The sequence below is a fragment of the Acinetobacter genomosp. 15BJ genome (assembly GCF_000400715.1).
Lineage (GTDB): Bacteria > Pseudomonadota > Gammaproteobacteria > Pseudomonadales > Moraxellaceae > Acinetobacter.
In genome coordinates, this window is sequence record NZ_KE007347.1 from 165237 (window position 1) to 178693 (window position 13457).

General features: G+C 39.6%; 13 protein-coding genes and 1 pseudogene. 11 read left to right on the forward strand and 3 right to left on the reverse strand.

Features of this window, described 5'->3' with window-relative positions; translation table 11 throughout:
- The first annotated feature begins 312 nt into the window (after positions 1 to 312).
- From F896_RS13160 to F896_RS13115, 11 genes and pseudogenes are all read left to right on the forward strand, one after another.
- Positions 313 to 1290: a KpsF/GutQ family sugar-phosphate isomerase gene (locus F896_RS13160; RefSeq protein ID WP_016163099.1), complete on the forward strand. Its 978-nt coding sequence runs from the start codon at positions 313 to 315 to the stop codon at positions 1288 to 1290.
- A gap of 3 nt (positions 1291 to 1293) precedes the next feature.
- On the forward strand, positions 1294 to 1833 hold the full coding sequence (locus F896_RS13155; RefSeq protein WP_016163100.1) for a KdsC family phosphatase: 540 nt from the start codon (positions 1294 to 1296) through the stop codon (positions 1831 to 1833).
- Positions 1834 to 1872: 39 nt separating this feature from the next.
- Positions 1873 to 2424 carry an LPS export ABC transporter periplasmic protein LptC gene (gene lptC / locus F896_RS13150; protein ID WP_016163101.1) on the forward strand — a complete coding sequence of 184 codons (552 nt, stop codon included), beginning with the start codon at positions 1873 to 1875 and terminating at the stop codon, positions 2422 to 2424.
- On the forward strand, positions 2408 to 2956 hold the full coding sequence (gene lptA, locus F896_RS13145) for a lipopolysaccharide transport periplasmic protein LptA (protein ID WP_016163102.1): 549 nt from the start codon (positions 2408 to 2410) through the stop codon (positions 2954 to 2956). Before lptC ends, lptA begins: the two co-directional genes overlap by 17 nt.
- Positions 2956 to 3702 (forward strand): LPS export ABC transporter ATP-binding protein, encoded by a 747-nt coding sequence (lptB, locus tag F896_RS13140; RefSeq protein WP_005183491.1) that lies wholly within the window; start codon positions 2956 to 2958, stop codon positions 3700 to 3702. The genes lptA and lptB overlap by 1 nt, the downstream gene beginning before the upstream one ends.
- Before the next feature lie 346 nt (positions 3703 to 4048).
- Positions 4049 to 5539, forward strand: a pseudogene (locus F896_RS0119690) (TolC family protein).
- Positions 5539 to 7662, forward strand: a complete 2124-nt coding sequence (locus tag F896_RS13135; protein ID WP_032882330.1) for a type I secretion system permease/ATPase — start codon at positions 5539 to 5541, stop codon at positions 7660 to 7662. The pseudogene F896_RS0119690 and the gene F896_RS13135 overlap by 1 nt, the downstream one beginning before the upstream one ends.
- Before the next feature lie 17 nt (positions 7663 to 7679).
- The gene (locus tag F896_RS13130) at positions 7680 to 8870 is read left to right on the forward strand and encodes an HlyD family type I secretion periplasmic adaptor subunit (protein WP_016163106.1); all 1191 of its coding nucleotides are present in this window, start codon (positions 7680 to 7682) and stop codon (positions 8868 to 8870) included.
- Between the two features lie 91 nt (positions 8871 to 8961).
- A complete protein-coding gene (locus F896_RS13125) occupies positions 8962 to 9564 on the forward strand; it encodes an IMPACT family protein (RefSeq protein WP_032882127.1) in 603 nt (200 codons plus the stop codon).
- Positions 9554 to 10171, forward strand: coding sequence for an acyltransferase (locus F896_RS13120; RefSeq protein WP_016163108.1), 618 nt, complete (start codon positions 9554 to 9556; stop codon positions 10169 to 10171). Before F896_RS13125 ends, F896_RS13120 begins: the two co-directional genes overlap by 11 nt.
- A gap of 106 nt (positions 10172 to 10277) precedes the next feature.
- Complete coding sequence (locus F896_RS13115) at positions 10278 to 11120, forward strand: universal stress protein (RefSeq protein ID WP_016163109.1); 843 nt, start codon at positions 10278 to 10280, stop codon at positions 11118 to 11120.
- A gap of 119 nt (positions 11121 to 11239) precedes the next feature.
- Here the strand turns inward: F896_RS13115 and F896_RS13110 are convergent, their stop codons facing one another.
- The 3 genes from F896_RS13110 to fdxA form a co-directional block, all read right to left on the reverse strand.
- Positions 11240 to 11908 carry an O-methyltransferase gene (locus F896_RS13110; protein ID WP_016163110.1) on the reverse strand — a complete coding sequence of 223 codons (669 nt, stop codon included), beginning with the start codon at positions 11906 to 11908 and terminating at the stop codon, positions 11240 to 11242.
- Positions 11909 to 12042: 134 nt separating this feature from the next.
- A complete protein-coding gene (locus F896_RS13105) occupies positions 12043 to 12756 on the reverse strand; it encodes a D-Ala-D-Ala carboxypeptidase family metallohydrolase (RefSeq protein WP_004652742.1) in 714 nt (237 codons plus the stop codon).
- A 124-nt stretch (positions 12757 to 12880) separates the two neighbouring features.
- Positions 12881 to 13210, reverse strand: coding sequence for a ferredoxin FdxA (gene fdxA, locus F896_RS13100; protein ID WP_004652744.1), 330 nt, complete (start codon positions 13208 to 13210; stop codon positions 12881 to 12883).
- Between the last annotated feature and the right edge of the window lie 247 nt (positions 13211 to 13457).

The following is a 13457-nucleotide window of genomic DNA, read 5'->3' on the forward strand; positions in this document are numbered from 1 at the left end:
GTCATGTATTGTCTTATTTGTATATGTATATACAACTCGGGTTAATAATAAGCAAGTTTTTCCTGTAAAGTGATAGAAGGGATGTTCGATTAAGAATGAATGTACATATGCCTAACTAAATTGGGATTCAAAATATGGGTATATAGCCCAAATATAATGAGTCCTATTTCATACTTCATCTCTCCATTTTTCATGAAAACTTATACATTTAGAAACGTGTATGATTAGCAGATATGCTAGAATCGCAACCATTCTTTTGATTAAAATCATCTACCATCAGGTGGATAGAGTATTATTTTGAGTCAAACTCATATGTCACACACCATAGATTTCCAAAAAAGCGCATTAGAAACGTTGCGTGTCGAACAACAAGCCATAGACGTCTTAACTGCGCAAATTGATGAACGCTTCGATATTGCATGCGAAATCCTTTTGCAATGCCAAGGACGTGTTGTTGTAACGGGTATGGGTAAGTCAGGTCATGTCGGTCGTAAAATGGCGGCTACCTTTGCATCGACTGGAACACCATCTTTCTTTATGCATCCAGGTGAAGCAGGCCATGGTGATCTAGGAATGTTAGTTCGTGGTGATGTATTGATTGCAATTTCTAACTCGGGTAAGAGTGATGAAATCATGATGTTAATGCCTTTAATCAAGCATTTAGCTGTGCCTTTAATTACCATTAGCCGGGATAATAAAGGGCCAATGCCTCAAAATGCAGATGTTGCATTGACATTAGGTTTAGCTGATGAGGCTTGTCCTTTAGGCTTAGCGCCAACATCAAGCACCACAGCAACATTAGTTTTGGGTGATGCATTAGCAGTTGCGCTACTAGAAGCACGTGGTTTTACTGCAGATGATTTTGCTCGTTCACATCCAGCTGGAGCCCTAGGTAAACGTTTGCTTTTGCATGTGAAGCATTTGATGCATACAGGTTCAGAATTACCAAAGGTTCGCCCAGATACACCAATGAATAAAGTGTTATATGAAATTTCTGATAAGCGTCTGGGTTTAACCACGATTGTCGATGAAAATGATACCTTATTGGGTATTTTTACCGATGGTGATTTACGTCGCATGATTGACCAGCAACAAGGCTTTGATGTGAACTTAGCTGTTTCTGAAGTCATGACTAAAAATCCACTAACGATTTCTCAAGAAGCGCGTGCGGTGAAAGCTTTAGAAAAAATGCATGACAGAAAAGTGAATCAATTTGTAGTTGTTGATGATGCCAATAAAGTTATTGGTGTGATTAGTATGCATGACCTCATTCAGGCAGGAGTAAATTAAGCCATGGCATCTTATGCTTTACAAGAACAAGCACGTCATTTAAAAGCACTGGTACTTGATGTGGATGGGATTTTAAGCGATGGCTTTGTTACATTAACCAATTCAGGTGATGAGATTAAATCATTTGATATCCGTGATGGCTTGGGAATGAAGCTGGTTCAACAAGCGGGTATGAAAGTCATTATTATCACAGGTCGAAAAAGTCAGATTGTTGAAAAACGTATGTCTGATCTTGGTGTTGATCTCGTCTTTCAAGGGCGTGAGGACAAGGGGCTAGCACTGCGTGAAGCTTGTGCTCAATTGAATCTATTGCCTGAAGATTGTATTTATATGGGTGATGACTGGCCTGATCTATCTGCATTTGCTATCGCCGGTATGAAAGTTACTGTGCCCAATGGACATGAAGAAGTACGTCGTCGTGCTAATTTAGTGACCCAAGCGATGGGTGGTCGTGGTGCTGTACGAGAAGTATGCGATATGTTGTTGATGGCAAAAGGTGTTTACCAAGAACTGCTTGAAAAATATCTTGCTGTACCACATTAATATAGTGTTGATTCGCTCAAAGGTTAGGTAACCCTGTTTATGGATACCAAAGTTTTATATGTTGTTGCTGTTGTCGTCGCTTCTATAAGTGGTGGCTATTACTACTACAGCGGCAAAGCAAAAAAGTTGGATGTTGATTCAGCCAAGAATATGACTTATTCAGCTCAAGGTGTTCATTTAACTCAAACTGACGAGCAGGGCAATTTGTATATGCGAGCTGAAGTTAAACAGCTACAGCAGAATATGCAACAAAAAACCTCTCAGCTTGATCAATTGAATGCGGTGATGTACAAACAGGGCAAACCTGATGCAACATTCTATGCAAAACAAGCAAATGGCTATGATGATAATAGTAAAGTCATTTTGCTTGGAGATGTTGTTGCAACGAAATTGTCCGATCAGGGTAACAAATTGGAGTTTCATACGGATGAACTCACGGGTTATCCAAAAACAAGAGAGCTTGAAACACAGCATCAGGTGATAGTTCAATCACCATCTGCTGAATTTGTGAGTCAGGGTCTCAAGGCTAATTTAAATAATGGTCAATATGAGTTTTATAAAATTCGAGGAAAGTATGCGCCAAGTTCTTAATTCCAAATCTCGTTTTACTTTCCTTAAACAACTAAGTTGTGTTGCTGTTGTTGCACTTTCTTCAGCAGCTAGTTTTGCTTTGCCATCGGATCGTAACCAACAGCTTTCTTTGGTTGCGGATCGTGCAACCTATAATGATAAAACAGGTATAACGACCTATACTGGCAATGTTGTGATCGAACAAGGCACAATGAAGCTTCAGGCTGACTCGATTGTGGCAAATTTAAATAGTAAAAAAGAGATTCAAATTATCACAGCGAAAGGGCAGCCAGCAAAATTTCAGCAACAAATGGATGCGAATAAGGGTTTAGCTCGCGGCGAAGCACAAACCATCGTCTATAACGCTGATACGGGTATTCTTACCTTAACTGGTAAGGCTTATCTGTTGCAGGATGGCTCAAGTATTCGTGGTAATAGCTTAAAATACAGCATGAACAAAGGTGATGTTGAAGCACAAGGTTCTTCAAGCAATCGTGTGCAAATTATTATTCCACCTTCAAGTTCAAAAAGTTTTCCAGGGGCGCGTGATTAATGGAACAATCGGTGCAACAACCGCAAACGCTTTGTATTAAGCACTTAGCCAAAAACTACAGTAAACGTTGGGTGGTAAAAGATGTGTCTTTTACCATGCAAAGCGGACAGATTGTGGGTTTGCTTGGACCGAATGGTGCTGGTAAAACTACAAGCTTCTACATGGTCGTTGGTCTAGTTCGTATGGACAAAGGCGAGATTCATTTAGATAACCTTGATTTGTCTGATCTTGCGATGCATGAGCGTGCGCGAAAGGGCATTGGTTATTTGCCTCAAGAGGCTTCGATCTTTAGAAAGTTGACGATTGCTGAAAACATTATGGCAATTTTAGAAACGCGTAAAGATTTGAATAAGCAACAACGTCAGCAACGCCTCAATGAATTATTAAATGATTTTAAAATCAATCATATTAAGGATTCATTGGGGATGAGTGTGTCTGGTGGTGAGCGTCGCCGTGCTGAAATTGCACGTGCTTTGGCTGCCGATCCTAAGTTTATGCTTCTAGATGAACCATTTGCTGGTGTCGACCCAATTTCTGTTGGTGATATTAAAGATATTATCCAGACACTTAAAGATCGTGGGATTGGTGTTCTGATTACGGATCATAACGTACGTGAGACTTTAGCAATTTGTGAGAAAGCTTATATCGTAAGTGAAGGCTCAGTGATTGCCGAGGGTACACCACAAGAAATTCTAGATAACGAGCAAGTGCGTAAAGTATATTTAGGTGATGATTTCGTCGTTTAAATCGTCCAATTATCACTTTTAAAAAAGAACCGTTAGGTTCTTTTTTTTGGGATAAATAAAATAATAAATGGTTAAATATTGAGTTGTTGATGAAGCGGTGGATGATATTTTAGACTAATTAATTGATAAATATATATTTTACATATTCCATTACACTGGCATAATCTATTAAAATGTGAACTGTTTTACAAAAATATACATATATCTTGCGATGAAATTATGTGCGGAACGTAGTGTTTTTTATAAAAAAATGCTTAAAATGAAAATGCTGAAATGATAACAATACGAAAAAAATATGAACTTGCACAACGATATAAAAGTGAATAATGGATCATGGAAAAAAAGTATGGATTTTAAGTGGTTACTTTATGTAGCAACATTATCTGTGCCAATGACACATGCAACAACTCCAAGTGAGCAGTATCACACTTTAAAGAACAATATTTCTAAGCTTTTTGTCCCAAAAAGTAGTGATGAGTTTAAAGTGGCACAAATGCAGAAATTAAGTAATTTTTCTGTTGATGCTTCGTTGGGGAGTGATTTGCCTGTGGTTGGATCAGGTCGTCCTTAAGTCGATACGGTTCCAACTGCTTTCTGGCAGAATCAGCGAAAAGTACTGAAAGATGCGGTACAGATTGCAGTACAGCGGAACCCTGAAATCTCACAAGGAATTTCGTCATTAGCTTCACAAAATGCCAATATTGATGTTGCCAAATCGGGCTACTATCCACAGATAGGTGGTGGGGTCAGCACAGGTGACTTAGGTAAAAAAAGTACTCGAGGTCAACAGTTGCTCACTTTAAGTGCTGCACAAATGCTTTATGACTTCGGTAAAGTTAAATCCGGTGTTGATGTCGAAAAAGCCAAAGTTGTCGTTGGACAAGCGAATGTTCTAGTTAAAATTGATGATATTTCATTAGATGTTGCGCAAACAATTGTTAATATTCAGCGTTATCAAAAACTCATCCAAATTGCGAATCAGCAGATTGCTGGAATTAAGCGTATCCAAGAGATGGCAAATCTGCGTGCCAATGCGGGAATTAGTAGTCAGGCTGATCCCATACAGGCCCAATCCTATTTGCAATCCGCTCAATCAGCGATGATTGCGCAACAATCTTTGCTGAGTCAATATCAGCAGCATTTGTATACCTTATTAGGTTTTGATACACGAAATGTACAATGGACTATTTCAGAAGATTTTGTAACACAATCAGATTTATATGCTGCACCACAGTTCAATACCATTCCACAAATGATTGCAGCTCAGGCTGGAATTGAGGTCGCCCGTAATCAAAAATTACAGACACAGATCAGTAATTATCCGACACTATCTGTAAAAGGAGAACTGAGTCAAGCTTTACATGGTAGGAACCCTGGAAATGATAAAGAGGGTGGGTTCGATAGTGCGATCATGTTTGAAGCCAGTAGCCAGTTCTATCAAGGTGGGGCAACTTCCTCGAAAACTCGTGCGGCAAGTTTTGCTGAAGAGGCAGCGAAAGCACAAGTCAATGCTGTGTATTTAAAAGTGTTGGATCAGATTCGAACCAGCAGAGAACAAATTGAAAATAAACAGCGTCAGATGCAGGTTTTAGCAGGACAACAAGCAACAACAATACGAACAAGAGAACTTTATCAAGAACAATATAAGTTGGGAACACGGACTCTGGTTGATCTGTTAAATGCAGAACAGGCGATTCATAGTGCGAATTCAGAGGCAGAAACGGCACGTTATGACATTTACAGCAGTATTGCTCAATATATTGCTGCGACAGGACGTTCTCGCCAAGCCTATGACCTCAATAATATAAAAATCCAAGGATTTGAGGTACAACCATGATTACTACAAAAATAAACTATCAGCCTTGGTTACAAGCCATACTGACCATTGCAAAGCATTATCGAATTGAACCTTCTGAGGAACGGATTCGCTTACAGCTTGACTGGAATCAAAACCAGAATCTAGATGAAGTTTTAGTGTTAATCAGCAGACAGGTTGGATTAAACCTTAGAAGAGTTGCCTTTAGTGACGACGTGATTAACCCATGGCGTTTACCTGTACTGGTGGAATTAGCCGACGGGCAGGTTGGTGTTATTGATAAGGCAGATGGCTCTGGTCATGTGAGTGTTCAACTCAGTGGCGATCAGGGTTTATCCCAAAAATTTGCCGTTGGTGCATTGAAGCATATTATTAAAAATGTATATGTGCTTCGTCCTGAACAGTCAGTACCTGATGCGCGTATTGATGAATATATCAAACCATACGAGGCAAGCTGGTTTTGGTCAATTGTATTGCAAGACTGGAAACGCTATATCGATATCATGTTGGCTTCAATGATTGCCAATATTTTGGCCTTGGCCACGATTATTTTTTCAATGCAAGTTTATGACCGAGTTGTTCCATCACAGTCGATTCCAACACTTTGGGTACTTGCGAGTGGTGTACTGATTGCTGCGATTTTTGAGTTTGTATTAAGACTTTCACGGGTTTATATCTCAGATATTATTGGTAAACGGGCAGATTTACGTATTTCTGATCGCGTATTTGGTCATGCAATTCGGATTAAGAATAGTGAGCGCTCTAAGTCAACGGGAACCTTTATTTCTCAGATCCGTGAGTTAGAAGGTGTTCGAGATCTAGTGACATCAACGACCATGGGGGCCATTGCCGATTTACCCTTTTTCTTTTTGTTCCTGATTATCTTCGCAATCATTGGTGGTAACTTATTTTGGGTGATGTTATTGGTCGTACCTTTAATGATCTTGCCTGCGATTTTGGCACAAAATAAATTGGCACAGCTTGCACAAGAAGGGATGCGTGAATCTTCGATTCGAAATGCAATTTTAGTAGAAGCTGTACAAGGCATTGAAGATATTAAATTATTACGCGCGGAGTCTCGCTTCCAAAACCAGTGGAACCATATGAATGAAGTGTCTGCTGATATCAGTATGCAGCAACGTAAGATTGTGGGGGTACTGACTGCGTGGACGCAAAAGATTCAGGGGTTAACTTATGCGGCTGTGATTCTAGTGGGTTGTTTTGCAGTCATGAAAGGCGATATGACCACAGGTGCATTGGTGGCTTGTTCGATTTTATCTTCGCGTATGTTGGCACCAATTTCACAAATCACGGGTATTTTAGGTCGTTTGCAGCAGGCAAAAGTGGCGAAGAAAAGCTTAGATGAGTTAATGCAGAAACCTGTAGATCAACCAGATCAAGCGCATTTGGTACATAAAGAAGTGCTGCACGGCGATTATGAGTTGAAAAAAGTGGTGTTTCAATATACTGAGGATGACCCACGCCCAAGTTTGGTCATTCCACAACTTAAAATTCGTGCAGGTGAGCGTATTGCGATCTTAGGGCGCAATGGTGCAGGTAAATCGACCTTATTACAGATTTTATCTGCGATGCAGTTCCCTAATTCTGGCTCAGTGTATTTGGATGATCTGGATATTAGTTTGATTGATCCTGCTGATGTGCGTCGTGATATGGGCTTACTTAATCAGAATGCTCATTTATTTTATGGCACCATCCGTGAAAACTTAACCCTTGGCGCACCTTTAGCGCGCGATGAGGATATATTAAAGGTACTAAAAGTGACTGGCGCACTGAGTTTTGTGCATGAAAAGAAAGAAGGTCTAGATCATTTGGTATTAGAAGGTGGTGTTGGTTTTTCTGGGGGGCAAAGACAAGCTTTATTGCTAGCACGCTTACTAATTCGTCAGCCAAATATCCTACTGCTCGATGAACCCACGGCTGCAATTGATGATGTAGCTGAAAAACAATTAATTGATCACTTAAAGAGCTGGCTCGGTTATCGGACTTTAGTTGTTGCAACGCATCGACGTGCTGTTTTGGAATTGGTTGACCGAATTATTGTCATGAATGAAGGCAAGATTGTCATGGATGGACCTGTAGATCAAGTTTTACAACAATCAACGATAAAACAAAAAATAGTTTAATACTTTGAGGAAATTTTATGAGTGAACAACAACAGAACAGCAGTCGTCCCATGAACGTAACCTATAATGAACCAAAGTTACCTCGTTCGACGCTTGTTGTTTGGATGATTGGGATTGGTTTACTTTCACTCTTAATCTGGGCATGGTTATTTAATTTAGAAGAAGTTTCAACGGGCACAGGGAAAGTGATTCCCTCTTCAAAAGAGCAAATTATTCAATCGCTTGAAGGGGGAATTCTCACCAAACTGGATGTCAATGAAGGGGATGTGGTTGAAAAAGGGCAAATCCTTGCTCAACTTGATCCAACACGATTTGCTTCTAATGTCGGGGAATCAAAGTCTTTACTCATTTCTGCACAGGCAACAGCAGCACGTTTACGTGCTGAGGTAACAGGTTCGCCATTAAGTTTTCCTGAAGATGTGCAAAAGAGCCCTAAACTTGTGCAAGAAGAAACGGCGCTGTATTTGTCACGTCGTGCCAATCTAGAGCAGTCAATTGAAGGCTATGAGCAAGCCGCGAAACTGGTACGACAAGAATTGGCGATGACCGAACCCTTAGTTGCGAAAGGTGCAGCCAGTGAAGTTGAGGTATTGCGTTTAAAGCGTGAAGCCAATGATCTAAACAATAAAATCAACGACACGCGCAACCAGTACTATGTCAAAGCACGAGAAGAATTATCTAAGGCAAATACCGATATTCAAACTCAGCAGCAAATTGTAAATGGTCGAAATGACAGTTTAGAACGTGCGGTGTTTAAAGCACCTGTACGGGGCGTTGTGAAAGAAATTGATGTTACGACTTTGGGTGGTGTGATTCCTCAAAATGGTAAGTTGATGACCATTGTTCCTTTAGAAGATAAGTTGTTGATCGAGGCACGTATTTCACCACGAGACATTGCTTTTATTCGTCCTGGTCAGGAAGCTTTGGTTAAAATTACGGCTTATGATTATTCAATCTATGGAGGTTTGGATGGTAAAGTGACTGTGATTTCACCAGATACCATTCGAGATGAGGTCAAGCAAGATCAGTTCTACTATCGTGTTTATATCCGTACGGATTCAGACCGTCTATATAACAAGGCGGGTAAGGCATTTAGTATTACACCAGGGATGGTAGCGACAGTGGATATTCGCACTGGGCAGAAAACCATTATGGATTACTTGTTGAAACCGTTTAATAAAGCCAAAGAAGCACTACGCGAACGTTAATTTATGATGATAAAAAACCTCGCTTGATGCGAGGTTTTTTATTTAGGTGCTAAAAAGCTATAATCTCGTTTTAAATTTGTATTTATGTTTTATGTCATTCACTCTTGCCAATATGGTCACTTTTGAAGAAGAAATCAAAAAAAGTCGTTTCCAAGCGATTGCTGCTGCTGTTGAAAATGAGCAGCAGGTTAAGAACTTTTTAGAAGAGCATAAAGATCTGTCGACAACGCATCAATGTTGGGCATGGAAAATTGGGCATCAAGTTCGATTTAATGATGATGGTGAGCCTTCAGGAACCGCAGGCCGTCCAATTCTTGCAACGATTGAAGGTAATGAGTTGACCAATGTGATTGTATTGGTGAATCGTTGGTATGGTGGGATTAAGCTGGGGACAGGTGGGTTGGTTCGTGCATATGGTGGCTGTGCAGGGCAATGTTTGGTCTTGGCTGAAAAAATAGAGCTGATTGAAAAGAAAGAAGTTCAATTTTCCTGTCTATTTAATGAATGGGCAATTATTCAGTATGAGTTGGTGCAACAACAGATTGAGTATCAGGAAAGCTATATCGATACTGGCGTTGTGATTCAGGCGCGATTACAAGTTCATCAAATTGAACCTTTGCGGCTGAAACTGCAAGATGTGAGTAGAGGACGTGAACTGCTTAAAGTAATAGAGACACAAGAAAATGACACATGATCCTTTATTAAAATACCGAGAGCAACATAAACAGCGTCTGAACTATATGCCGTGGTTATATTGGACTTTAAAACCCAAACATCGCGAATGGGCTGAAGCATGGCAAGCCGAGTACCAATCCTATTTGATGGATATGGAAACAGTTGAAATCGGTCAGAACTGTTTTATATCACCCTTAGCTCATATCTTTGCTGAACGTGGTCGCAAGATCAGTATCGGAGATAATACTTTTATTGCTGCGGATTGCACTTTGCATGGCCCCTTAGAAATTGGTAATGAAGTGGCAATTAACCATCATTGTATTTTAGATGGCGGTCGTACAGGGATTAAGTTGCATGATCAAGTTCGAATTGCTGCTTATAGCCATCTATATGCATTTGATCATGGCATGGAAATGGATCGTCCGATCTATCAACAACCCGTTACATCTAAAGGCATTGAGATTGGTCGGGATGTCTGGCTAGGAGCGCATGTCGGGATTAAAGATGGAATTAAAATTGGCGATCATGCTGTGGTAGGTATGAACAGTATGGTGACCAAAAATGTTGAGGATTATGCAGTGGTTGCAGGGAACCCCGCAAAATTAATTCGTTACCGAAGCGAATAAAAAAGTGTATGAGATTCGATACATAAATTTAACCCACCATGCTTTTATCTATGTTAAGTTAAAAATAAGTAGAAGACCTAAGGTATATACCTAGAGAGAGGCGAAAATGAACCGTGTAATTGCATGTATTGATTCTTCACCCTGCATTGACGCTGTTGCTGAGGCGGCAGTATGGGTTGCGAAACAAACGCAAAGAGAGTTGGTATTGTTGCAAATCTTGGACTATTACCCAGCTAGCTACCATTTAGGTGAAATCAGTGGCGTGATTGGCTTTGAAAGTAATGCCATGCTACTTAAAGAACTCGCAGAGTTGGAACAAAAACAGAGTGAGTTAGCGCTCGATTATAGTAACAATTTGCTGAATCACATTTCTGAGTTGATCGAAAAACAATACGGTCTAAGCAGCACCAAAATTCAGGAAAAAGGCGATTTTCTTGAGCAAAGCTTTAATATTCTGAATGAAAATGATGTGGTCATTATTGGACGAGTTGGTGAGCGCGCTGCTGAGAAGAACAAGCCGATTGGAAGTAATGTTGAAAACTTTATTCGTGGTGCAAATTGTACGGTTATTACCGTTGGGGAACATTTTCAGCCACCCAAACGCTTTATCTTTGCTTATGAATATTCACCGACCTGCCAAAAGATGTTGCAACGCATTGCACAAAGTGACTTGTTGAAAACATTACAATGTCATTTGCTCTATGTGGGGGATCATCCAGAAATGTTGACTGAACCTGAAAAGTATCTAACAGATGCTGGTTTGGAAGTGGTCTCAGTATATCGTTATGGTGATGTAGCCCAAAATATTCTGGAATATCAAAGAGAACACGATATTCAATTGATTGTATTGGGTGCATTTAGCCACAGTAAAATTCATCAATTTTTCTTGGGTAGTATCACGACGACGATTTTCCGTAATGCCAATGTTCCACTATTAGTTGCTAAGTGATTCATTTTATTCCATATAGTTATCCGCAATTCCTGTGGATAACTGTATGGAAAAGCACTGGAGATAAATATAATTTGTTGATATTGCACAACTAAATTAAATAGGTTGTTTTTTAATCTCTATTTTACGATCGCAATGGCAAAACCATCATGACCTTTTGAACCAACCGTTTGCAAAGCCGTGCAAGAAAGCAGCTGAGGATGATCTTTCAAAGCGGTGAATGCTTCACGGATCCCTTCAATACTTGGTTTCTTGTTATTTTCATCGATGATCGCACCTGCACGAATCACATTGTCTAATACAATGATTGTGCCTGAATGAGACAGTTTGAGGCTGAGTTCAAAATATTCTCGGTAGCTTTGCTTATCGGCATCAATAAATATCAAATCAAATGCTTCGCTGCCTTCAGCAATCAGTTGATTCATAATATCGGCACCACGTCCTTTTTTGAGTTCAATATTCGTTGGCATATTGGCATAATCAATATTTTCTTGAGCGATAACCACGTGAGTATCGCGCCCCTCAACGGTCAGTAGATAACCATCTTCAGGAAGGGCCTTGGCAAGCCAAATGGTACTATATGCACCGAATGTACCGAGTTCTAATACGCGTTTGCATTGATTCATCTGAATCAACATTTGCAAAAACATGCCTTGATTAGGTGCAACAGCCAAATGATTAGAAAAACCCTGAGTATCAGTATTGTCTAACGCATGTTGAAGTCTTGGATCTGTGGGAATTAAATGTGAATTGATATAGTCATCAATCTCGGTCCACATCTGTTGCATAATCAAGTTTACCTATGAATCTGTTAGCTGCATTTTAAACATTTATGCTCAGAGTGCAATTTGATTGCTGTATGAATCATCATCATGAAACAAAAAAGAGATCATTTTGATCTCTTTTTATTGCGATATCTGTTTTAGAAATTACACATTGAACTATTGCGGGTAAGATCAGGTCCCCATGTACGATAGCCTTGGGTATCGATATGGATTTGACCAGAACTATATAAACCAATGCCTAAATCTAAGCTTTGACCATGCTGCGCCCAGAACTGACATAGCTTAAACTTGGTTTGTTCAATATAGGCATAGTCTTGCGGTTGAGGATATTCAGGTCCAATACGGAAATCGATGGCTGAATTGAATAAATGTTTCGACGAGCCAGCACCACCTGCACATTGATTGAGTGGTAAGTCTCGATAGACAGAAGTCACCTCAAAATCGGTCAAGATTTTGGCAGCAATTAAATATTTAAAGACCCGTAAGGTCGAAAGGGAATTACCCCACAATTCACGGTTAGGCACCATATATTCAGTACGGCCGCATTTTTGCCAGTCACGAGCGGTGCGTAATAATTCAAAACTTGGAATAATATGTGCCACATTATTGCGCGTTAAAAATTGTTCATATTCTCGAACGCGTGCATAGTTTTCACCTTGATTCAGCCATTGGCGATAAGAGGCAGGCTCAACTTTGTTTGGGATGGGACGGGTAAAAGTGACTTGTTCTTGGGGAATGTAAATTCTTTTACCTTGGTTCTGATTTACTTTTGTGGTTGAGCTGGTACAGCCCGCCATCATCACAGGGATGATAAATAATGATAATAGACCCTGTAATTTATTTCGCATCATAAAAAGGCAGTTCAAAATCTGTAGGCGTACTATTTTAATGCAAAATAGCGCATGAATAATGATGTAATTGCAAAGAAATGTGTGGTTCAGGTATAAAAAAGACCAGTAAAACTGGCCTTTTGAATTATTTTTCTAAATATTGTAGCTTGTCTGGCTTACCATTCCATTCTTCACGGTCTGCAGGCTGTTCACCAATTTGTGTGATGTTGTTGCCCGCCCATTTTTCTGATAATTCAGCATTAAGTTCGATAAAGACTTCTTGACCTTCTGGTAATTCATCTTCAGAGAAAATTGCATTTGCTGGGCATTCTGGTTCACAAAGCGCACAGTCGATACATTCATCTGGATTGATAACAAGGAAGTTAGGACCTTCGTAGAAACAGTCTACAGGGCAAACTTCAACACAATCTTGATATTTACATTTAATACAATTTTCAGTGACAACAAAGGTCATGGCGACAGCTACCTAAAAATACGGTTTTTTGTTTGGAATGAGGTATTGTAGGCAAAAAAGGGGTAAACAAACAATTGCTTTTATTGATATTGTTTATTTATACATATGAAAAATGAATTAATATATTGATAATAAAGAAAATATTATCAGTTGCTAAGATTTTTGACTAAAAAATAAAGTGGTGATCTGCTTAATTAGCCCATTCATTGCAACTGAATCTTATTTTTATTCTCAGTTAAAACAGCTA